The sequence below is a fragment of the Pseudomonas sp. S3_A09 genome (genome assembly GCF_054668065.1).
Genome location: NZ_CP162752.1, coordinates 184663 through 207255, shown reverse-complemented (window position 1 = coordinate 207255; position 22593 = coordinate 184663). Strand labels below are relative to the sequence as shown.

At 60.8% G+C, this 22593-nt stretch carries 16 protein-coding genes and 1 pseudogene; 6 read left to right on the top strand and 11 right to left on the bottom strand.

Going from position 1 to position 22593, the window contains the following annotated elements:
• Positions 1-12 precede the first annotated feature (12 nt).
• The 7 genes from AB4N92_RS01020 to AB4N92_RS00990 all read right to left on the bottom strand — a co-directional run bounded on the left by AB4N92_RS01020 (position 13) and on the right by AB4N92_RS00990 (position 11907).
• Entirely contained in the window at positions 13-2499 is a 2487-nt protein-coding gene (locus AB4N92_RS01020; protein ID WP_236266934.1) for a fimbria/pilus outer membrane usher protein, read from the bottom strand.
• Positions 2500-2584: 85 nt separating this feature from the next.
• Complete coding sequence (locus AB4N92_RS01015; RefSeq protein ID WP_010209483.1) at positions 2585-3334, bottom strand: fimbrial biogenesis chaperone; 750 nt, start codon at positions 3332-3334, stop codon at positions 2585-2587.
• A gap of 60 nt (positions 3335-3394) precedes the next feature.
• The gene (locus tag AB4N92_RS01010; RefSeq protein WP_010209484.1) at positions 3395-3985 is read right to left on the bottom strand and encodes a fimbrial protein; all 591 of its coding nucleotides are present in this window, start codon (positions 3983-3985) and stop codon (positions 3395-3397) included.
• A gap of 84 nt (positions 3986-4069) precedes the next feature.
• Positions 4070-4714 (bottom strand): response regulator, encoded by a 645-nt coding sequence (locus tag AB4N92_RS01005; protein WP_010209485.1) that lies wholly within the window; start codon positions 4712-4714, stop codon positions 4070-4072.
• Positions 4715-4736: 22 nt separating this feature from the next.
• Positions 4737-7895: a hybrid sensor histidine kinase/response regulator gene (locus tag AB4N92_RS01000; RefSeq protein ID WP_236266935.1), complete on the bottom strand. Its 3159-nt coding sequence runs from the start codon at positions 7893-7895 to the stop codon at positions 4737-4739.
• A 51-nt stretch (positions 7896-7946) separates the two neighbouring features.
• Positions 7947-9134 (bottom strand): response regulator cyclic di-GMP phosphodiesterase PvrR, encoded by a 1188-nt coding sequence (gene pvrR / locus AB4N92_RS00995; protein ID WP_010209487.1) that lies wholly within the window; start codon positions 9132-9134, stop codon positions 7947-7949.
• Entirely contained in the window at positions 9121-11907 is a 2787-nt protein-coding gene (locus AB4N92_RS00990) for an ATP-binding protein (protein WP_044287374.1), read from the bottom strand. The genes pvrR and AB4N92_RS00990 overlap by 14 nt, the downstream gene beginning before the upstream one ends.
• Positions 11908-12076: 169 nt before the next feature.
• On the opposite strand from AB4N92_RS00990, the gene AB4N92_RS00985 reads away from it, so the two are divergent.
• The 4 genes from AB4N92_RS00985 to AB4N92_RS00970 are packed head-to-tail and all read left to right on the top strand — an operon-like array spanning position 12077 to position 16742.
• Positions 12077-12550 carry a MarR family winged helix-turn-helix transcriptional regulator gene (locus tag AB4N92_RS00985; RefSeq protein ID WP_010209489.1) on the top strand — a complete coding sequence of 158 codons (474 nt, stop codon included), beginning with the start codon at positions 12077-12079 and terminating at the stop codon, positions 12548-12550.
• Entirely contained in the window at positions 12547-13998 is a 1452-nt protein-coding gene (locus tag AB4N92_RS00980; protein WP_010209491.1) for an efflux transporter outer membrane subunit, read from the top strand. Before AB4N92_RS00985 ends, AB4N92_RS00980 begins: the two co-directional genes overlap by 4 nt.
• A 15-nt stretch (positions 13999-14013) precedes the next feature.
• Positions 14014-15213, top strand: coding sequence for an HlyD family secretion protein (locus tag AB4N92_RS00975; protein WP_010209492.1), 1200 nt, complete (start codon positions 14014-14016; stop codon positions 15211-15213).
• Positions 15213-16742 (top strand): DHA2 family efflux MFS transporter permease subunit, encoded by a 1530-nt coding sequence (locus AB4N92_RS00970; protein WP_010209494.1) that lies wholly within the window; start codon positions 15213-15215, stop codon positions 16740-16742. The genes AB4N92_RS00975 and AB4N92_RS00970 overlap by 1 nt, the downstream gene beginning before the upstream one ends.
• A 149-nt stretch (positions 16743-16891) precedes the next feature.
• On the opposite strand, the gene lpxH is transcribed toward AB4N92_RS00970, so the two are convergent.
• Both lpxH and AB4N92_RS00960 read right to left on the bottom strand, forming a co-directional pair.
• A complete protein-coding gene (lpxH, locus tag AB4N92_RS00965; RefSeq protein WP_069672533.1) occupies positions 16892-17641 on the bottom strand; it encodes a UDP-2,3-diacylglucosamine diphosphatase in 750 nt (249 codons plus the stop codon).
• On the bottom strand, positions 17638-18141 hold the full coding sequence (locus tag AB4N92_RS00960) for a peptidylprolyl isomerase (protein ID WP_010209496.1): 504 nt from the start codon (positions 18139-18141) through the stop codon (positions 17638-17640). Before AB4N92_RS00960 ends, lpxH begins: the two co-directional genes overlap by 4 nt.
• Positions 18142-18389: 248 nt before the next feature.
• Here AB4N92_RS00960 and AB4N92_RS00955 point away from each other — a divergent pair, with 248 nt between their 5' ends.
• Both AB4N92_RS00955 and cysS read left to right on the top strand, forming a co-directional pair.
• On the top strand, positions 18390-20090 hold the full coding sequence (locus AB4N92_RS00955; protein WP_010209497.1) for a glutamine--tRNA ligase/YqeY domain fusion protein: 1701 nt from the start codon (positions 18390-18392) through the stop codon (positions 20088-20090).
• A gap of 42 nt (positions 20091-20132) precedes the next feature.
• Positions 20133-21521, top strand: a complete 1389-nt coding sequence (gene cysS, locus AB4N92_RS00950; protein WP_021492791.1) for a cysteine--tRNA ligase — start codon at positions 20133-20135, stop codon at positions 21519-21521.
• Between the two features lie 211 nt (positions 21522-21732).
• Here the strand turns inward: cysS and AB4N92_RS00945 are convergent.
• Positions 21733-21864 (bottom strand): annotated as a pseudogene (locus tag AB4N92_RS00945) (DUF6124 family protein); the annotation flags it as partial.
• A 22-nt stretch (positions 21865-21886) separates the two neighbouring features.
• Positions 21887-22585 carry a Type 1 glutamine amidotransferase-like domain-containing protein gene (locus AB4N92_RS00940; protein ID WP_010209499.1) on the bottom strand — a complete coding sequence of 233 codons (699 nt, stop codon included), beginning with the start codon at positions 22583-22585 and terminating at the stop codon, positions 21887-21889.
• Between the last annotated feature and the right edge of the window lie 8 nt (positions 22586-22593).

The window sequence follows — 22593 nt, the reverse complement described above, 5'->3', positions numbered from 1 at the left end:
TTGACGAGGTGCTTACGGGTTCGGCGCGCAGGTGAGTGCTACCCGCTCGTAGTTCAGCGCCTTGTTGCGTTCGCCCAACGCATAAGGTGCCTGGCAGTGCTGGTCGGCCCATTTGATCACCAGCGTACCCGTATCTTCTTCCACCAAGGCCAACGCCTTGCCACTCGGATCGGCGATCGCCATCTGCTTGCCCGCCATGCTTTCCAGCGACGCGCCAAACGGGATCGGCCGATGTTGGGCGTCGAACAAGGCGAACTGCACGCGGCGCCCGCTCTTGCTGGCATAGCGCGCCAAGACCACGGCCCCGCGCCGAGGGACAACTTGCTGGGTGGCGTTATCGATTTCGATATCAGCGCCCAGGTCGCGGGTGTCCAGGCTGATCCAGTTAACCCGATAAGGCTGCGTATTGGGGATCACTGCATAGCCGTTGCTGCCAGTCCTGGCGCCGGAGAAACTGCTGATCTTCACACCGGGCACGCCTTCGACTTGCGCCAGCGCAAAGGTCTCGCCCACGGTCTGTCCCAGGTTGATACCGCCCGCGTGGGCCACCACTGACCCGGCCACATTGAGGTTCTGTGCGCTGTACCCACGGCCCTGGCTGTAGCCACCGCTGATGTCCATCAGCGCCGTGCGGGTGCTGAGGTTGGCCGAACCGGTGCTGCCGCCCGTGCTGCTGTTGCCGGCTTGCAGCGAATAATAGGTGTTGCTGTCTTCCGTCAGGTAGCCGTTGACGCCCATTTGCGTGGTGTCGTTGTCTTTTTGCGTGCTGGCAGAAACGAATGCCCTCGGCGCACGGGGCTTCGAGCCCAGCGGAAACGACAGTGACAGGTTAATCAACGTGTCGTTGTTCGACGGCCCGTAGTTGCCCACATCCTTGGTGTGCGTGGCGCTGAGGTTGTAGGTCACGTCTCTCCAGTAATTGCTGTAGCCCGCCGACAAGCTTTGCGCGCCGCCGCGTCCCCAGTAGCGCTGGTCGCTGGCGTTCAGGTACACACTGCCGAACTGCTGGTTGCGCCCCAGGCTCTGGTTGACGGTCAGGTCGGTGCGGGTTTTCGAGTTGCCGAGGTGTGTCCGGCCGTCGCTGCTCAATTCCTCGACATGTTCGGTGAGGGTGCGATAGCCCTCGGTCGAGTACCTATAGGCCGCTAGGGTGAAGTTGGTGTCGGTGCCGGTAAAGGTCTTGGCATACAGCGCGCGCAGGCTGTTGCCCGTGACCTGCCGGCCGAAGGTACGGCTGGCGGAGTGGGTCATGTCCAGCGACACCGCACCAATCGATGTGTTGCGCCCGGCCCCGACCGACAGCGCCTGGAAGTCCTGCGTGGCCTGCACCCCGACGATCCCCGACAGGTTGCTGCTGATGCCATAGGCCAGGGTGCTGCTGACAAACTGCGGGGTTTTCTGCCCGTCACTGTTGCTGTTGTACTGACCGGCCGAGAGGCTGTATTTCACCTGGCCTTCACGCACCATGATCGGCAAGCTGGAAAACGCCTGCACCGTGACCCGGCGACGGCCGTCCGCCTCGATCACCGTCACTTCAAGGTCGCCGTTGGAGCCGCTGGGGTAAATGTCACTGATTTCGAACGGCCCCGGCGGCACGTTGGCGGTATAGAGGATGTAGTTGTTCTGGCGGATCTCCACGGTGGCGCTGGACTGCGCAACGCCCCGGATGATCGGCGCGTAGCCGCGTTCGCTGTCGGCGCGCATGCCGTCATCAGAGGCCATCTTCAGGCCGCGATAGCGCACGCTGTCAAACAGGTCGGCATCCGAAAAAATGTCCCCGGCGCTGAACTGCCCCTTCAAGGCGGTCAGGTCATGTTGCAGGTAGCTGCGGTTGCTCTTGAACGTGCTGGAGCGGCCGGTGCTGCTGCTGAAGTTCGACTCGTTGCGCAGGCGCCAGCCCCCGAGGTTGATACCGTTGCGCAGGCCCAGGTTGTTTGAAAGCGTGGTGTTGGCGTCGTTGCTGCTGCGGTTGCTGCTCAACTGGTAGTTCATGAACGCGGCGGGTACGCCATCGTCCCACAGGGCCGGATCGACATAACCGCGGCGCCCGCGCTCCATGGCGCGTTGCGGCACACTGACCAGCAAGCGCAGGCGCGGTACGTCGTAGCGAACGCTGGCGTGTTCGATCAGTGCGGGCAGGTCGAGACAGGCGTTGGGATCGGTGTCGACGAGTTTCCCGTTGGCCTGTAAGGCGCCGATATCGACGCCCACTTGTTGCAGCATCTCCAGGGTCAGGCAGGCCTCGACCCGGCCGTTCGAAGGGTTGCGGCGAAAGTCGATATCGCGTCGGCCTACCAGGGTGTCGTTACCATACAGGTCAACCCGGTAATTGCCGGGGAGCACGCTGCTGCTGGCGAGCAACGACTGCAGGTCGACCGGCGCCGCTGCGCCCTGTAAAAACGAAGTATTGAAGTGTTCATCGCCGTCGGCGTGACAGACCGAGCTGAAGCCCACGGCAATCAAAAGTGGCGCCAGACTATCGCGCTTGAATAAAAACATGCAGGAACCCTATATCACCTCCGATACGAACTAACGGAGCGAAGAGAAATACAGTGAAAGTGCGGCTGCGCGAAGGGCAGGCGCGTTATGGTGATTCTTTGTTCAAACTGGCGCTTATTTGAGCGCTGTTGGAAATTTGCGCGCTGTAGGGATCTTGTGCGCCATAGTCATTAATACTGCTGAACTTCAAGTGCGCTGTATTAGTGACCGGAAGTTGTTTGAGGACGAACTCTTTTTGTTCGCCTGGCGCAATCATCATCGTATCGAATGGGTGTTCGCTGACGGCACCGGCCTGCAGGGTAATGTCGGCAATCGACACGTGATAAGCCCCAGGGTTGCTCACCCGCAGCACAGGCTTGCCGCCGTGCTCGGCCAGTTGCCAGCGCAGTTCGGTCGGCGCCAGGTAGGCGTTGTTTTTCATGCCGGCTGGGCGAAAGAACACCTTGATGCGCTGGCGCACGGCAAGCTGCAAGGTGTTCTCGGTTTTCGAGGCCTTGGGAATTTCCTGCACGTTGAGCCAAACGACGGACTCGCGGTCGGTGGGCATGCCCGTGCCTTCGTAGATCACCCGCAACAGTTGTTGCTCATTGCTGGTGACCCGCGCCAGCGGCGGGGTGACGGCGAACGGTACGGAGCTTGCGTCGGCGTCGTCCGTGTCGACCCAGGACTGAATCAATATGTCCTCGCCGCTGTTGCGTACGGTGATACCGGCTTCTTTGTGCTGGCCGTCGAACACCAGGCGTGTGCTGCTCAACGAAATGCCGGCTGTGGCCTGGCCGACCGCAAACAGGCCGAGCAGACCCGCACAGAGGGACAGTGAATAGCGAAAAAACATAATGGCTACCGCTATGTTTGAGAGGTATGCGAGGCCCGCAGGCCCCGCAACAGGTTGGGCTTATTCGTACTGCAGGGTGAATGGCAGGGTGGCATCGGCGCGACCGGCCACGGCGGAGGCGGCGTCAGCGGTGGTGACGTAGGCAGCCGAGAATTTCAGCGTGGTATTGCTGTCTTGCAGGGTGTTCTCGACCTTCGCGGCGGTCGGCGAGCTCAGGTCGATCAGCGCGCCATTGGAGTCGAGCAGGGCGATACCGATGTTCTTGGCGGCGCCCAGGCCGTCGGTCAGCTTCAACACTTTGGTGCCGGTCACGATGCCGGAGCCGGCGCCTTTGGTCGGTTGGAAGATCATCGCCACCTTGGTGCCAGCGTTGCAGTTGATCGTCATGCCGAAGTTCTCGGCGCTCAGGGTGCCGTTGCCTTTCGGTGCGGTGGCTGTGCCTATGTCCTTGATCGACACTTCGCCCATGCTGACCGAGATAGTTTTGTTCTCACCGATGCCTTCAACAGAGCAAGCATCATTGTTGATGCTGCCGGTGAAGTTGATGGTGCCGCTACCGGCTTTGGTAGGGGTTGCCGGTGGGTCGGCGGCAAACGCATTACCAGCGGCGAAGATCGACAATGCCAGAAGTGTGCGAGACAGCTGTTTCATGTTGTTTTTTCCATGTTGGGGTTAAAACAACACAATAAGGCTGCAGCGGTGAGTGGGACATCAGACGATCCCTAGAAACCGGTGTTAGTTGAACAAGTTGCGCTCTATGCAATAAGCCAACAAGTCCTGATCGCTGCCGACTTCCAACTTGCGCATGGCCGAGACTTTTTGTGTGCTGATGGTTTTGGCGCTGCGGTTCAAACCTCGCGCAATTTCATTGACACTTTGTCCTGAGATAAACAAACGCAGGATCTCATGTTCCTTTGGGGATAACCGAGTGAAGCGCTCATCGAGATCGGACGATTCCAGTACCGAGGTCGGTTGCGGGCCCTTGCTGCGTACCGGGATGCCCCGGGCGATGGCCTTGAGCACGGCCTGAATCTCATTGTGCAGTTGGTTTTTCTGGATCACGGCCAGCACGCCCACTTCCTGCAAGCGCGTGAGGATCAGCGGATTGGAGATCATCGTCAGCACCAGCACGCGTACCTTGGGGAAATGCCGCACCAGGTATTCCACTAACTTCAGGCCATCGCCGTAGGGCGAGTCCGCCGGCATATTGAAGTCGGTGATCACCAGGTCCACTGCAGTGTTTTCCAGTAGCGTCACCAGTTCGTTGGAGCACACGGCTTCGCCCACCACGCGAAAACGCTTGTCGCGCTCGACCAGCTCCCGTACCCCGACCAGCACGATGGGGTGATCGTCTGCAATGACTACGTTGAGGGTTTCCATGGGTTGATTATCCAGAGTGAAATTATTCAAAGGAGTCGAGCAATGCCGTGAGGCGAGCCAGGTTGCGCCGTACTTCCAGGGCAAGCGTGGGCGTGATGGCCATGCCGGTCAGGCGCAGTTCCAGTTCGACAAAGGCGTTGGCCAAATCAACGAGCTGCACCGCGCCGAGGGCTCCGGCCATGCTGTGCAATTGTTGCGCCGTGCCGCTGGCGTCCTGGTTGTCCAATGCGGCCAGGGTGGTGTGCACATCCTGACGCAGCGTGGTGACAAACAGTTCGCGCATCTTGGGCGACAGCGGCGGCATATCGACGACGGCGGGCACTTCGATCTTGCAGTGTTTTTCCAATTGCGCACGCAAGGTGGCGAGGTTCAGCGGCTTGACCATCCACCCGTTCATGCCAACAGCCGTACAGTGTTCGCCTTCTTCGCGCATGGCATTGGCGGTTATCCCGATAATCGGCAACGTGGCATCTTGTCGGCGCAATGCTTCGGCCAACTGATAGCCGTTCATTACCGGCATATTCACGTCGGTCAGCACCAGGTCGAAGCGTCCGGGCAACCATTGGGTCAGTGCCTGTTCGCCGTCGGAGGTGAGTACCACCGAGCAGCCCAGGGCTTCCAGTTGCTCCTGGATGATGGCCGCGTTGATCACATTGTCCTCGGCCACCAGTACCTGCAGGTTCAGCGGGCGTGCCTGGGTGGGTGGCGCGGGGCGATGGTCGGCCTCGGCACCGTGCTGCGCCAGGTAGACCGCCCAGGCAATGGCGCGAACATCGTTGGCGTCGACCGCCCAATCGCTGCCGTACGGTTGCGCCGGGCTCGGCCCTCCGGCGCTGGCGATGATGCGTGTGCCGGGCCATGCCGGGTCATGGGTGAAATCCACCAGCAGCGCGGCGGCGGGTGTGTCGGTGGCACATACGCGGCTGTCGAGCCCCAGGCGTTTGAGCCAGTCGATCATGCATTGCGTCCGCTCCGCTTCCGGCGCGCGCACGTAGACAGCCGGCGTGTCGGGGCTGAAGACGGGGCAATCGGCCAAGGTGCCGGGCACGGACTCCAGCGCGACTTGCAGGGTAAAGCTGCTGCCCAGGCCGGGTTCGCTGACCACGTTCAGTTGGCCGTGCATCAACTCGCACAGCCATTTGCAGATGGCCAGGCCCAGGCCGGCGCCGGCCTGTCGGGTGGCATCTTCGGCCTGGTAGAACGGGTCGAATAGTTGATGCTGTTGTGCTTGGGCAATGCCCACGCCAGAGTCACTGACTTGCCACTGCAACTCGACCCGCCCATCGCTGGTTTCCAGGCCCCGCAGGCGCAGCACCACGCGCCCGTTATCGGTGAACTTGATCGCATTGCTCAGCAGGTTATTGAGGATCTGGCGGATACGCAGCGGGTCACCGCGTAACCTGTCCGGCAGGTTCGCGTCGATGCAGGCATACAGCTGCAAGCCCTTGGAGCGGGCGAATGCGCCGTAGGTGCGCACGCATTCTTCCGTCAGTTCCAGGGGGCAGAAATCCTGGAGTTCGAGGGTCATTTGCCCGGCCTCGATCTTCGACACATCCAATACATCGCTGATCAACTGGAACAAGGTGGTGGAAGAACGCTGGATGGTCTGCAGGTAATCCTGCTGGCGTGGCGCGAGTGACGTCAGGCCAAGCAGCTCCAGGGTGCCCAGCACGCCATACAACGGCGTGCGAATTTCATGGCTCATAGTCGCGAGGAAACGGCTCTTGGCCTGGCTCGCCGAGTCTGCGGCCTGACGCGCTTCTTCCAGGGCGGCAGCGTCTTCGATATGCCGGGTCACGTCATGCACCACGCACAGCCACGCGTCCTGGCTCTGATAGCGAGTGGGCACGAACGCCACGTGCAGATGCCGGCCGCGGCTTTCCAGGTCGGCCTGGCCCGGTGCGGTGTGAGGCTGTTGCTTGAGCAAGTCGTACAAGGGGCGAGCGTCTTGCCATTGCAGGGCGTGCTGGTTCTGCAGGAGTACGTGATGATCACTGCGACGGATCACGCACAAACCGATCGGGGCCGTGTCGATGAGTGCACGGCTGAAGGCCTCGCTTTCGGCGATACTGGCATGGGCCTGATGGGCGGGGAGGACCACCCGTACGGTGTACCAACGCGTGAACGCCCGACTGCACCCCAGCATCGCCAGCGCCACGGCCACCAGGCACAGTAATGGCCACATCGCATAGTCGAGAAAACGCTGCACGCTGATCACATAGATCGCCGTCCAGTGTTGCTCGCCCTGGCTGGTCAACTTGAACACTAGGCCATCACGGGTGAAGTTTATGCCCTCGTTCAGCACCTGGCCGGGCTTCGTCGCACCGGTCAGCACTACACCGGCGGGCGTGATCAGGGTGAAGTCGTCGTAGATCGACCATTGCATCAGCCGCTCGATGTTATTGACCTTGGCCAGGTCCAGCAACGAGGCCACCACCACCCAAGTACTGGCGCCGTCGATGGTCAGCGCGGTCGAGGCCAGGTTGATGTCGACATAGCCCAGCAGCACAGGGGCGCCCTTGTCATCGGACGCGGGATGGTAGGGTTCCCAGCGCACGGGATGATCTGGCAATGACGCGTTCTGCAGGTGCAGGCGCTTGTTCACTTGGGTTATCACCTCCACCAGTGCACCGATCTGCACGTGGCCGCCATCGCGCAGTCGGCCGGTGGCGGGCACGCTGATGTCGAAGTTGTCCGGGCCGTTGACCACCACCACTTGCGGGGATTGGTAGTGGGATGCCGCCCAGAAGGCACTGTAGTAGGCGGACAGGTAGGTGCCCAGCGCGAACACTTTGGGGTATTGGTCGACGGCGACCTTTTGCGGGTTGATCTTCAGGCTATAGGGCAGGGAAAACGGCAGCCCGCGGCCTTCATAGATATTGGCGCCTTCTTCAGGCAGGTGTTTTTGCACGTAGGGCGGCAGCATGGCCGAGGGGTTGAACTTACCCTTGCTGCTGCCCCGCGAGATATCGCCGAGGAACGCTTCCTGCTCGCGGATGTTTTCCATCAGCCGGGCGAAGTGGAACTGCAAGGTGTCGCGCTGCTCCTGAACCATGCGCTGCACCCCCAGATAGCTGATGCCCAGCAGCAACAGTACCAAGGCTCCCAGCACCAGCAAGCCTTTGTTCAGGCGCAGCGAGCTGCTGGTAAGTTTCTCCAGGAAGGCGTTGGGGTGATGCATGACGCGGTGACCTCGCAAGCTAACGGCGTTCGACCACACCCGGCCGGCGGGTCAATAGGCGCTCGCCGGACCGTCGTGGGTCAGCAATTGCTGGAACTGATCCGCAGACACGGCGTGGGAGATCAGGAATCCTTGGACCTGAGTGCAGTCGATTTTACGCAACAGCGCAAGTTCTTGCGCGGTTTCTACACCTTCAGCCACCACGATCAAACCCAGCTGGCGTCCCAAGCTGACGATGCTGGTGAGCGCCTGGGCCAGTTCCTCGTTGGCGTTGCAGCCTTGCACCAGTGCACGGTCAATTTTCAACTCGGTGAAAGGCGCCGACACCAGGTTCATGTACGAGCTGTAGCCTTTGCCGAAATCATCTTGGGACAAGCCAAAGCCCTTGATGCGCAAGCGACAGGCCCCAGCGTAGAAGTTGCTGATGTCATCCGGTACCGAGCACTCCATCAGCTCGAAACAGATGCGCGCGGGCAAGCCCTGGTGTTCCAGCACGAACGCCTGGATGCGGTCGGGAAGGTCGTGGCTGTTGAGCAGGTGAGTGGGCAAGTTGATCGATACCGGAATGTCGTAGCCTTGTTGGCGCCACGTGGCTTGGGCGGCCATCGCCTGTTTCAGCACGCACCACAACAGGCGTTCCTCCAGGTTGCAGGCAATCAATGCCGGCAGGAACACACCGGGCAATAACAGCCCATGCTCGGGGTGGGCCCAGCGCACCAAGGCTTCGGCCGCGACGATGCGGCCATTGCTCAGGGCCTTCTTGGGCTGGAACCAGGCTTGCAGGTCACCATTGACCAGGGCGTTCATCAGGCTTTGGCAATCAATGCCCGGCTGGATCTCTGCCGGTGCGACCTGACGCAGCGCTTGCAACTGATCGGTCAGGCAGCGCAAAGCGGCGGCATTCACCGGCTTGGAGATCAGCCCGATCACCTTCACTTGCAGGTTGCTCGCCACCAGGCTCGCACCCATCAGCATGCGCCGCGACGCGGCGCTCATAATTGCCAGCGCCGGACGTGACGGTTGCGCAGCGAGGCCCTGGATAAATTGCACGCCGTCCATGCCCGGCATCAGCAGGTCGGTGAGCACCAGGTCGAAATCACGTTGTTTCAGGCAGGCCAGTGCTTCTTCACCGTCCCTGGCGCACACCAGGTCGAAATCGCCCAACTCGCTGAACAGGTTCTGCAAATACAGGTGCTGAAAGGGATGGTCTTCGACAATCAAAATGCTACAGGGCTTCATGGGTGGCTCGTTCGTAGGGAGCCAGGACAGTGGACAAGGCTCGCAGCGTAAAGGGTTTGACCAGGCAGTGATTCATGCCGGCCGCCAGGCACAAGGCCTCTTCTCCGCGCAGGGCGTTGGCGGTGGCGCCGATGATCGGGGTGGTACAGCCCAGCCGCCGGAGTGCTTCGGCCAGTTCGTAGCCGTTGAGCCTAGGCATGTTGACGTCGGTGAGGACGACGTCAAAGGTGCCTTCGTGCCAGCGTGCCAAGGCGTCTTCTCCATCACCGGCCAGTTCCACGCTGCACCCGAGTTCTTCAAGCTGGTCGCGCAGGATCAACTGGTTGATGACGTTGTCTTCGGCCACCAGGATGTGCAGGTGCAAGGGGCGCAGGTCGCGCGCTTCGCAGCGCGTCTGGGGTGGCACGACTTGGCCGTTCTGGGCATGGCGAACCGCTTGTTGGATCGCGTCCAGGTCGTTCAGGTTGACCTGCCAGCCATCGCCGTTGAACTGCGGTTCGTGGGCTCCGTCATTGCTGGCCAGTACCCGTGGCCCCTGCCAGGGCAAGTCGAGGCGGCGTTCCATGAGTTCAAGCAATACACAGTGCCCCGCCAGCTGCGTGCTGGTCGGCAGACCGACCTGCGCGCGCGCGCCCCAGCGGCGCAGCCAGCCGCAGAGACTGTCGGCCAGTTCGCGGATCGGCGACAGCACATACACGATCTCCGGCGCCAGTGCCTGCAAGCTCTGCGGCGCGTTGCCGGAAGGTTGCTCCAGTGGCACGGTCAGTGAAAAGCTGCTGCCCAGTCCCGGCTCGCTGACCATGCGTAGTGTGCCGTTCATCAAGTGGGTCAGGCGCAGACAGATTGGCAGGCCCAGGCCGGTGCCGGCGATCACATGGGAGTTGCCTTCGCTCTGGTAGAACGGTTCAAAGATGAACGCCTGGTCGGCAGGGGCGATGCCTTTGCCGGTGTCGGAAATTTGCCATTGCAGGCACACCCGTTCGCCTTCGCGGCCGAGCTTTTTGACCCGCAGCACCACGCGGCCGGAGTCGGTGAACTTGACGGCGTTGCTCAGCAGGTTGTTGAGGATCTGGCGCACGCGGCTGGCGTCGCCGATCAAGCGCCGGGGCAGTTGCGGGTCGAGGCAGGCATACAGCTGCAAGCCTTTGCTGTGTGCCGCTGCCGCATAGCCTTGCACCACTTCCTGTACCAGGGTCGGCACACAGAATTCGCTTAATTCCAGGGCCAGTTGTCCGGCTTCGATTTTCGACACGTCGAGCACGTCGCAGATCAGTTGCAGCAGCGTCGCAGACGATCCTTCGATGGCGTGCAGGTAGCTTTTCTGCTGGGCATCCAGGCGGGTGCGGGCGAGCAGTTCGAGGGTGCCGAGTACGCCGTAAAGGGGCGTGCGGATTTCATGGCTCATGGTGGCCAGGAACAGTGTCTTCGCTTCGTTGGCTGCGTCGGCGGACTGGCGTGCCTGTTCCAGCGCCGCTTCGATCTGCGTGCGCGCGCTGATATCGCTGAAGGCGCAGAGCAACACGTCTTCGCCTTTGTAGCGGGTGGGCGCGCAGCTCAGGTACAGATGGCGGCCGTCGGCGGCTTCGAAGTAGTCGGTGAGGGACGGTGCGTCGGGGTCGAACGCCTGACGGATCCAGCCGGGACCGAGTTGTGCGCCACGTTCGCCGAGCCATTGTTGGGCAAGGGTGTTTTTCAGTACCTCTGCGCCATCGGTGCGACGTAGCACGCACAGCGCTACGGGGGCCGTCTGGATCACGTCGCGGCTGAACAGCTCGCTTTCCACCAGCGCCTGGATGCGGTGGATCGCCGGGGTGATGAAGCGGTGTTCCAAGCGGCGGGTCAGCAGGCACACCAGGCTGATGGTCAGCAGGCAGAACAGCAGGGCGCCGAGCATCTGCGGCCAGAGTGCCCACAGGACCGCGCGCAGGTCGATGGAGTAGGTGAGCTGCCAGTCCGAAGACTTCAGTTGTTTGCGCAGCACAATTTGCTCGGGCAGCCAGCCATCGCCGACAAAGCCGAAGAAGTCCTGCTGGCGCAGGTGCGGCAGATTTTGTCCTGGTGGTGGTCTATGGCTGTTGCTGAATAGCGGCATACCCTGGGTATTGAACATGGTGAAGTCGCCAGCGCTGTGATCACTCAAGGCGTTAGAGACTTCACGGTCGTCCATTTCCAGGCCGAGCCAGCCGGAGTTCAGGTCGCGCTCATCCAGGCGAATGAAGATGTACAGCTGTGAGTGACCGTCCGTGGCATGGGTCAGCCAGAGTTCCTGCAGGGTTTTCTGCTGCTTGAGGGCGTGCAATTGCTCAAGCATGGCCGCGGGAAAATCCGCAGCCACGGGCGTCGCATCGTATAGCCGCAGCACCTGGGCATCCGTGCTGACATACAGCAGGTTGAGCTGCTTGGACTTCAAGAAGGCACGCATGCGTTCGGTCAGCCAGATACTCCATTGCTTGCCCGGGGTGTTTCCCAGCAACAGGCGGATCTCTTCATCGGAGACCGGCAGGTCCAGTTTAACATTGCGTGTCGCCGACAGGCTGAGGCTTTCCAGCACGGCTTCACGGGTGGTGAAAAACGTATGCGCCTCGGCAATGGCGCTGCTCATGTAGCTGCGCCGCTGGGAGATCTCATTGTTGAAGGTGAATAGCAGGAAGCTGTACACACCGCCCAAGATGCCCACCAACAGTACCAACGCAAAAATGCGCAACAGGCGACGCGCGGCATTGGGCGTGGATAGTACGGGGCTGATCTGGTGCAGGTAGCTCTTTAATCTCATCCCGGCACTCTAGGGGTGGCCGAGCGCAGGAAAAATCAGACGATCCTTAGAACACCGCCACTCATCCGCCAGATACCAAGCAAGCTAATAATTCCATTTGACATTCGCTGCCTAAGCAGTAACATCTTGTCATACATTCACTGCCTAGGCAGTAATAAGGTGACTTCCGATGCCCCACTTCACCCCTGACAGCTTTCGCAACTGCCACCTCGGCCTTCTCCTGGGCCGGGCGGCGCTGCTCAAGGACCGCATTATCGACACCCATATGGAGCCGCACGGCGTGACAGCCGCGCAGTTCAAGGTGTTGATCATCATCGCCCAGTTCGACGTGGATACCCCGGCGGAGCTGTGCCGCAACCTGTCCCTGGACAGCGGTTCCATGACCCGCATGCTCGACCGCCTGGAGCAGAAAGGCTTGCTCGCGCGCCAGCGTTCCGAGCAGGACCGGCGCCAGGTGCGGTTGGTGCTTACGGAAGACGGCAAGCGCCTGGCGGACATGCTGCCGTACATCGGCGCCCAGTCGATGAACGAATTGGCGGGTGCCCTGGAGCCCGGCGAGTTGCAGACCCTGGAGCGCATCCTCAAGAAAATTCTGGTAGCTGCCGGTGACGCCATCGTCATCCAGCGGGTAGGTAATCAATGAACACACGCGCCTTATGCCTGGTGCTCGTGGCCATGAGCATGGCCGGTTGCGCCAACTACAGCGGCCTCGACACCCAAGGCAAACGCCTCGACGCCAGCACCTTGCAAGCCGGTAAGTCCCTCAGCGGCATGACCTTGTCGAGCGCCGCCTGGCCCACCGCTGACTGGTGGAAAAGCCTCGGCGACCCACAGCTGGACGGCCTGATCCAGGAAGCCCTGCAGAACAGCCCCGACATGCAAGTCGCCAGCGCCCGTGCCCATCAGGCCGAAGCGGCCGCTTACGCCGCCAATGCCGAGCGCATGCCGACTCTCGACGCTAGCGCGGGCGTGAGCCGCTCACGCCTGGCCAAGGATCAGGACCCGCGGGGGCAGGGCGATGCCTACTCGACAGTGCGCAACATCGGCGCCAGCTTCAACTACAACTTCGACCTCTGGGGTGGCCAGCGCGCTGCCTGGGAAGCCGCGTTGGGCGAGGCGCGCGCCGCCCAGGTCGATCAGCAGGCGGCGCGCCTGACCTTGGCCGCCAACGTCGCCAAGGCTTACAGCGACCTGGGCCAAGCGCACATCGTGCGCGACCTGGCCAACGACGACCTCAAGCGCACCCGGCAGATGCTTGACCTGAGCAAACGCCGCCTGGACTCGGGCATCGACAGCCACTACCAGTACCAACAGACCGAAAGCCTGGAAGCCAGCTCCCAGTCGCAACTGATTGATGCGGAAAAACAACTGCAGAGCGCGAAAATCGCCCTGGCGGTGCTGCTCGGCAAAGGCCCGGACCGTGGCAATGAGCTGGCCCGTCCCCACGTGCTGAAACCCAGCGCGGTCGCCGTGCCTTCAGTGCTGCCGGCTGAACTGCTGGGTCGTCGCCCGGACTTGATTGCTGCGCGCTGGCGTGTCGAGGCGGCGGGCAAAAGCATTGATGCGAGCAAGACCCGCTTCTACCCCAACCTCAACCTGAGCGCGAGCGCCGGGGCCGAGTCGTTGCTGGGTGACGCGATGTTTGGTTCGGCCAGCCGCTTCTTCAATATTGCACCAACAATTTCGCTGCCGATCTTCGACGGCGGCCGCCTGCGCGCCGACCTGGATGCGCGCGACGCCGACTATGACTTGGCCGTGGCGCAGTACAACAAGACCCTGGTGCAAGCCCTGGGCGATATCGGCAACACCCTTTCACAACTGCGCGACACCGGCCGGCAGATCCAGGCCCAGCAACATGCCGCTGACATTGCCCAGCAGTCCTACGACACCGGCGTGCAGCGTTATAGCGCCGGGATCGGTAACTACCTGGACGTGCTCAGCATCGAGCAGCAATTGCTGCAGGCCCAGCGCCAGCTGGCGACCCTGAATGCCGCGCAGATCGATCTGTCGATTCAACTGATGCAGGCCCTGGGCGGTGGCTACAGCGCCGACAACGTGGCAGCGACCACCCCAGCCACACGCACGGAATAATTTGAGGTATTTGTCATGGCCACTGCTGAAAACACCAACGCAACCGAACAACCTAAAGACAACAACCCACGCAAACGCAAAGTGATGCTGATCGGCCTGGCGCTGATCGTCGTCCTGGCGGTGGTGGGCGTGTGGGGCTGGTATGAGCTCTACGGCCGCTTCAACGAAAGCACCGACGACGCCTACGTGAACGGCAACGTGGTGGAAATCACCCCGCTGGTCACCGGCACCGTGGTCAGCATTGGCGCCGACGATGGCGACCTGGTCCATGAGGGTCAGGTGCTGGTCAACTTTGACCCGAACGATGCCGCCGTCGGCCTGCAAAGTGCCCAGGCCAACCTGGCGCGCACCGTGCGCCAGGTGCGTGGCTTGTACAGCAACGTCGACGGCATGAAAGCTCAGGTCAATGCGCAGAAAGCCGACGTGCAAACCGCCCAGGACAACTTCAACCGACGTAAAGCCCTGGCCCAGGGCGGGGCGATTTCCCAGGAAGAACTGTCCCACGCCCGTGACAGCCTGACGGCGGCGAAAAACGCACTGACCAACCTTGAGCAGCAACTCAAAACCACCAATGCCTTGGTGGATGACACCGTGATCTCGTCCCACCCCGACGTGCAAGCCGCCGCCGCGCAATTGCGCCAGGCCTACCTGACCAATGCGCGCAGCACCCTGATCGCACCGGTCACCGGCTATGTGGCCAAGCGCACCGTGCAACTGGGCCAACGCGTGCAACCGGGCACCGCATTGATGGCGGTGATCCCGCTGAATCAGCTGTGGATCGATGCCAACTTCAAGGAAACGCAACTGCGCGACATGCGTATCGGGCAGCCGGTGGACATTGAGTCGGACATTTACGGCAGCGACGTGAAATTCAGCGGCACCATCGACAGCCTGGGCGCCGGTACCGGTAGCGCGTTTGCCCTGCTGCCGGCGCAGAACGCCACGGGTAACTGGATCAAGATCGTGCAACGGGTGCCGGTGCGCATCCATATCAACGCCGATGAGCTGGCCAAGCATCCGCTGCGCGTGGGCTTGAGCACCCTGGTCAACGTCGACCTGCACGACCAGAGCGGCCCGGTACTGGCGCAACAGGCGCCGCAGAAAGCCTCGTTCACCACCAACGTGTATGACCGCCAACTCGCTGAAGCTGACGCCATGATCAACCAGTTGATCCATGACAACAGCCTCGCCGCGCCTAAGGCTGTGCAACGCTGATGAGCAATAACGCCTCCTTCACGCCACCCAGCCTGTTGATGGCCACCATTGGCCTGTCGCTGGCGACCTTTATGCAGGTGCTCGACACCACCATCGCCAACGTGGCGTTGCCGACCATTTCCGGCAACCTCGGCGTGAGTTCGGAGCAGGGCACTTGGGTGATCACTTCGTTTGCGGTGAGCAACGCGATTGCCTTGCCGCTGACCGGCTGGTTGAGCCGCCGCTTTGGCGAGGTGAAGCTGTTCTTGTGGGCGACCCTGCTGTTTGTGTTGGCGTCGTTTCTCTGTGGTATTTCTACGTCGATGCCCGAACTGATCGCCTTCCGGGTCATACAAGGCCTGGTGGCCGGGCCGTTGTACCCGATGACCCAGACCCTGCTGATCGCGGTCTACCCGCCGGCGAGGCGCGGCATGGCCCTGGCGTTATTGGCGATGGTCACGGTGGTGGCGCCCATTGCAGGGCCGATCCTCGGCGGTTGGATCACCGACAGCTACAGCTGGCCGTGGATCTTCTTCATTAACGTCCCCATCGGCATCTTTGCTGTGATGGTGGTGCGTTCACAGTTGAAGAAGCGTCCGGTCGAAACCAGTTACCAGCCGATGGACTACGTTGGCTTGCTGAGCCTGATTGTCGGTGTCGGCGCCTTGCAGATCATCCTCGACAAGGGCAATGACCTGGATTGGTTCGAATCCAACTTCATCATCATTGGCGCGGCGATTTCGGTGATTGCGCTGGCGGTATTCGTCATCTGGGAAATGACCGACAAACACCCGGTGGTGAATCTGCGGCTGTTTGCCTACCGTAATTTCCGTATCGGCACCATTGTGTTGATTCTGGGCTACGCGGGTTTCTTCGGTATCAACCTGATCCTGCCGCAATGGCTGCAGACCCAGATGGGCTACACCGCCACCTGGGCGGGGCTGGCGGTAGCGCCCATCGGCATCCTGCCGGTCTTGATGTCGCCGTTTGTCGGCAAGTACGCGCACAAGTTCGACCTGCGCCTGCTGGCGGGGCTGGCGTTCCTGGCGATCGGCTTGAGTTGCTTCATGCGCGCAGGCTTCACCAATGAAGTGGACTTCCAGCACATCGCCCTGGTGCAGCTGTTCATGGGTATCGGCGTGGCGCTGTTCTTTATGCCGACCCTGAGCATCTTGATGTCCGACCTGCCGCCGCACCAGATTGCCGACGGCGCTGGCCTGGCAACCTTCCTGCGGACCCTGGGCGGTAGTTTTGCGGCGTCGCTGACCACCTGGATCTGGATTCGCCGTGCAGACCAGCACCATGCGTACATGAGCGAAAACATGACCACCTACGACTCGGCCACCCGCGATGCCCTGCAGGCACTGGGTGGGGCAGGGCAGAAGGCCTACACGCAGCTGGACCAGATTCTCACCAGCCAGGCGTACATGATGTCCACCGTGGACTACTTCACGTTGCTGGGGTGGATGTTCATGGGGTTGATGCTGCTGGTGTGGCTGGCCAAGCCGCCGTTTGGCGCGAAGGCCGGGCCGGAAGCTTCCGGGCACTGATCACAGGATGTAAGCGGTCAAAAATGTGGGAGCGGGCTTGCTCGCGAAGGCAGTGTGCCAGTCAACTCATGTATCGACTGAGTCACCGCCTTCGCGAGCAAGCCCGCTCCCACATTTAGATCTCGATCCACAGGGAATCAGGGGGAGGGTCAGGCGCCAGGCAACGCCAATTGCGGGTTCACAAAATCAAACGCCGCCAACTGAAACCCTTGCTCATCCACCTGCAACGCCCAGCCCTGCTTGTCCCAATCCCCCAGCACAATGCGCTTGGCCGCTTGATCGCCAATCTGCAACTTGTGAATGGCGGGGCGGTGCGTATGGCCGTGGACCAGGGTGCGCACGCCAAACTGCTGCATCACCCGTGGCACTTCCTCGGGGGTTACATCAACGATGTCGTTGGCCTTCATGCGGGTCTGCGCGCGGCTTTCACTGCGCAGCTTGCGTGCCAGTTTATGGCGCGTGCTCAGGGGCAGGTGCCGCAGGATAAACAGCACAATCGGGTTACGCAGGATGCGTCGCAGCTTCATATAGCCGACGTCGCGGGTGCAGAGGCTGTCGCCATGCATCAACAGCACGGGCTCGCCATGGAGTTGCACGACACTCGGGTCCTTGAGCAAGGTGGCACCTGCTGCTTTGCAGAACGCCTTGCCGATCAGGAAGTCGCGGTTGCCGTGCATGATGAAAATCGGGGTGCCGCTGTCGCTCAGTTCGCGCAGGGCTGCGCAAATCGAGCGCTGAAAGGGCGTCATCCCATCGTCGCCAATCCAGGCTTCAAAGAAGTCCCCCAGAATGTACAACGCCTGGGCGCCACGGGCGCGGGTGTGGAGCAGATCCAGAAACGCCCGGGTGATATCCGGGCGCTCCTCTTCCAGATGCAAATCTGAAATCAGCAATATCACCCAACGATCTCGGCTTTCTCGACGATAACGTCTTCTACCGGAACGTCCTGGTGACCGGCTTTACCGGTGGTCTGCACGCCTTTGATCTTGTCGACGACGTCCTGGCCTTCGGTCACTTTACCGAATACCGCGTAGCCCCAGCCCTGTACGTTCTTGCCGCTGTGGTTGAGGAAGGCGTTGTCGGCGACGTTGATGAAGAACTGCGCGGAGGCCGAATGCGGCTCCATGGTACGGGCCATGGCGACGGTGTACTTGTCGTTGGAAAGGCCGTTGTCCGCTTCGTTCTGGATGCTTGGACGCTTGTCTTTCTTTTCTTTCATGCCAGGCTCGAAACCGCCGCCCTGGATCATGAAGTTGCCGATGACACGGTGGAAAACGGTGTTTTCGTAGTGGCCGGCGTTCACGTACTCGATGAAGTTGGCGACGGTGATCGGCGCTTTCTCGGCGTTCAGCTCGATGACGATGTCACCGTGGTTGGTGGTCAGTTTGACTTGAGTCATGTTCACTACTCTTTTCAGGGAATTCGTGGGTTTGGGTGCCTGGGCACCACGACCGGTATGGCGAAACTGCGGCCAAGGCGCGCAGTTTAGCGTGCCCTGCAGGAATTTCGAGGTGGTTTTTTACCGCCGATGCAATAAATGCAGCAGTTTTCGGCCTCGCTCTGTCAGGTACTTGACAGCATCAGCTATGATATCGCCTTTGTTTTGTCGGCCTAGCCCGGCCACGTACTCGTCTGTTCAAGGATCCTATGAGCAAGCCCACTGTCGACCCTACCTCGAATTCCAAGGCCGGACCTGCCGTCCCGGTCAATTTCCTGCGCCCGATCATCCAGGCGGACCTGGATTCGGGCAAGCACACGCAGATCGTCACCCGCTTCCCGCCAGAGCCCAACGGTTACCTGCACATTGGTCACGCCAAGTCGATCTGTGTGAACTTCGGCCTGGCCCAGGAGTTCGGTGGCGTCACGCACCTGCGTTTCGACGATACCAACCCGGCCAAGGAAGACCAGGAATACATCGACGCCATCGAAAGCGACATCAAGTGGCTGGGCTTCGAATGGTCCGGTGAAGTGCGCTATGCCTCCAAGTATTTCGACCAGTTGTTCGACTGGGCCGTCGAGCTGATCAAGGCCGGCAAGGCCTACGTTGACGACCTGACCCCGGAGCAGGCCAAGGAATACCGTGGCACCTTGACCGAGCCGGGCAAGAACAGCCCGTTCCGCGACCGCTCGGTGGAAGAGAACCTGGACTGGTTCGCCCGCATGCGCGCCGGTGAGTTCCCGGACGGCGCCCGCGTACTGCGTGCCAAGATCGACATGGCCTCGCCGAACATGAACCTGCGCGACCCGATCATGTACCGCATCCGCCACGCCCATCACCACCAGACCGGTGACAAGTGGTGCATCTATCCGAACTACGACTTCACCCACGGTCAGTCGGATGCCATCGAAGGCATCACCCACTCCATCTGCACCCTGGAGTTCGAAAGCCACCGTCCGCTGTATGAATGGTTCCTCGACAGCCTGCCGGTACCGGCGCACCCGCGCCAGTACGAGTTCAGCCGCTTGAACCTGAACTACACCATCACCAGCAAGCGCAAGCTCAAGCAACTGGTGGATGAAAAGCACGTACACGGTTGGGATGATCCGCGCATGTCCACGCTGTCGGGTTTCCGTCGCCGTGGCTACACACCTGCTTCGATCCGCAACTTCTGCGACATGGTCGGCACCAACCGTTCCGACGGCGTGGTCGACTTCGGCATGCTCGAATTCAGCATCCGCCAGGACCTCGATGCCAACGCTCCGCGCGCCATGTGCGTGCTGCGTCCGTTGAAGGTGGTGATCACCAACTACCCGGAAGACAAAGTCGACCACCTCGAACTGCCGCGTCATCCGCAGAAAGAAGAGCTCGGCGTGCGCAAGCTGCCGTTCGCCCGCGAAATCTACATCGACCGCGATGACTTCATGGAAGAGCCGCCAAAGGGCTACAAGCGCCTGGAGCCGAACGGCGAAGTGCGCTTGCGCGGCAGCTACGTGATCCGCGCCGACGAAGCGATCAAGGACGCCGATGGCAACATCGTCGAACTGCGTTGCTCCTACGACCCGGACACCCTGGGCAAGAACCCTGAAGGCCGCAAGGTCAAGGGCGTGATCCACTGGGTGCCGGCGGCGGCCAGCATCGAGTGTGAAGTGCGCCTGTACGATCGCCTGTTTCGCTCGCCGAACCCTGAAAAGGCTGAAGACAGCGCCAGCTTCCTCGACAACATCAACCCTGACTCCCTGCAAGTACTGACGGGTTGTCGTGCCGAGCCATCTTTGGCCGACGCACAGCCGGAAGATCGTTTCCAGTTCGAGCGCGAAGGTTACTTCTGCGCGGATATCAAGGACTCGAAACCCGGTCAGCCGGTATTCAACCGTACCGTGACCTTGCGTGATTCGTGGGGCCAGTGATGCAGCCGTGAGCGGCTTTGCATAGAGAGAAAAGGAAGCATCGTGCTAACGATCTACAACACGCTGAGCAAAACCAAAGAAGTCTTCAAGCCGCTGGATGGCAACAAGGTGCGCATGTATGTGTGCGGCATGACCGTGTACGACTATTGCCACATCGGCCACGGCCGCAGCATGGTTGCCTTCGACCTGGTGACCCGCTGGTTGCGGTTCAGCGGCTATGACTTGACCTATGTGCGCAACATCACCGACATCGACGACAAGATCATCAATCGCGCCAACGAAAACGGCGAGTCGTTCGACGCGCTGACCGAGCGCATGATTGCTGCGATGCACGAGGACGAGGCCCGCCTCAACATCCTCAAGCCGGACATGGAACCGCGTGCCACCGATCACATCCCTGGCATGCACGCGATGATCCAGACCCTGATCGACAAGGGTTACGCCTACGCCCCAGGCAACGGCGACGTGTACTACCGCGTCGCCAAGTTCATGGGCTACGGCAAGCTGTCGCGCAAGAAAATCGAAGACCTGCGTATCGGCGCACGCATCGAAGTCGACGAAGCCAAGCAAGACCCGCTCGACTTCGTGCTGTGGAAAGCCACCAAGCCGGGCGAACCGAGCTGGGAATCGCCATGGGGCGCGGGCCGTCCGGGTTGGCACATCGAATGCTCGGTGATGTCCACCTGCTGCCTGGGCGACACCTTCGACATTCATGGCGGCGGCAGCGACCTCGAGTTCCCGCACCACGAAAACGAAATCGCCCAAAGCGAAGCCGCCACCGGCAAGACCTACGCCAACGCCTGGATGCACTGCGGCATGATCCGCATCAATGGCGAGAAGATGTCCAAGTCCTTGAACAACTTCTTCACCATCCGCGACGTGCTGGAAAAGTACCACCCGGAAGTGGTGCGTTACCTGCTGGTGTCCAGCCACTACCGCAGCGCCATCAACTACTCGGAAGACAACCTCAAGGACGCCAAAGGCGCCCTGGAACGTTTCTACCATGCGTTGAAAGGCCTGCCCGCCGTTGCCCCGGCTGGCGGCGAAGCGTTCGTGGCACGGTTTACCGAAGTCATGAACGACGACTTCGGCACCCCCGAAGCCTGCGCGGTGCTGTTCGAAATGGTGCGCGAGATCAACCGCCTGCGCGAGAGCGATCTTGATGCAGCGGCGGGCCTGGCGGCACGCTTGAAAGAGCTGGCCAGCGTGCTGGGCGTGTTGCAGATGGAAGCCGATGACTTCCTGCAAGCCGGCGCCGAAGGGCGTGTGGATGCGGCAGAGGTGGATGCGTTGATCCAGGCGCGTCTGGCTGCGCGCACCAACAAAGACTGGGCCGAGTCCGACCGTATCCGTGACCAATTGACCGCGATGGGTGTGGTGTTGGAAGACGGCAAGGGTGGGACGACATGGCGGTTGGCTGATCAGGCTTGATCGGTAAACGCTAAATGAAAAACGCCCCGACTGGTTCGGGGCGTTTTTTTGCACACCGTTTAACGGCTCACTCGATCTACTGTGGGCGCTGGCTTGCCTGCGATGACGGAGTGTCAGTCACCGGAAATGTTGACTGACCTGCCGCAATCGCAGGCAAGCCAGCTCCCACATTTTTTACCGTGCGCACTTTGCGAACTCTTCGGTTTCAGATTTATGTGTGAGTCGAATGGTCTTTGAGGCTTAGTGTTTTATCCACCATTAGCTGGATCCCCTCCAGCATCCGACACATTCCCAAGGCCACGCTGCGAGGATTGCCGTCGATCTCAAAAGCCAAATGACTGCTGTCGGAAATTTCCTTGCTTCGCTTACTCGCCTGAAGTTTGCAATACCTGTGCTAGGTAGGGGGGCCTTGTACTGACTTTATAGGCGTTACTCGTTGCGTCGTTATAGATCGTCTCGTGGTACTTACCGTCCTTGAAATGCAAAGCGACGCCATCGTCGACCGCGTACGCGGGTTGTATCCCCTCAAGCTGAACAAGCTCGACAAACGAGGTTTCCCTTCCTGCTTCTGAGCTGAAATGCGGACACAGCGCTCCAGGCAGCAATCCCAGGCCCTGAACCAGCGCAAACGCTCCCCCTGAGTCGGAATGCCCATGCTCGAACCAGCAAATGGCGCCTGCACTGACACCGCATAGGACTTTGCCGTTTTCCCAGGCCTTCTTCAGATGGTCCACGACAGCAAATTCGTGCCAGACCGCCAACATGGCGCGGGTATTTCCGCCTGGTACGTAAATGATGTCGGCTTGCTCAAAGAGTGATGAAACATGATTGGCGTTGGGGAAGGGTGAAATAAAAAATGCCAGCGAGGTTACGCGACAGCCGGCGCTTTCATATTTGGCGGTGAAATCGGAAATCTTGATTCGGTCATCGCCATTGGCGGTGGAGACATAGAGCACGCTAGGGTGCGTTTTGCCTGATGACGCGACGATGTGTTTATCGATACGCGTCATGCGGGTCATGTCTTCGGTGGACTCGCCGCCAATGACAATAATGTGTTGAGTCATCCTGAACT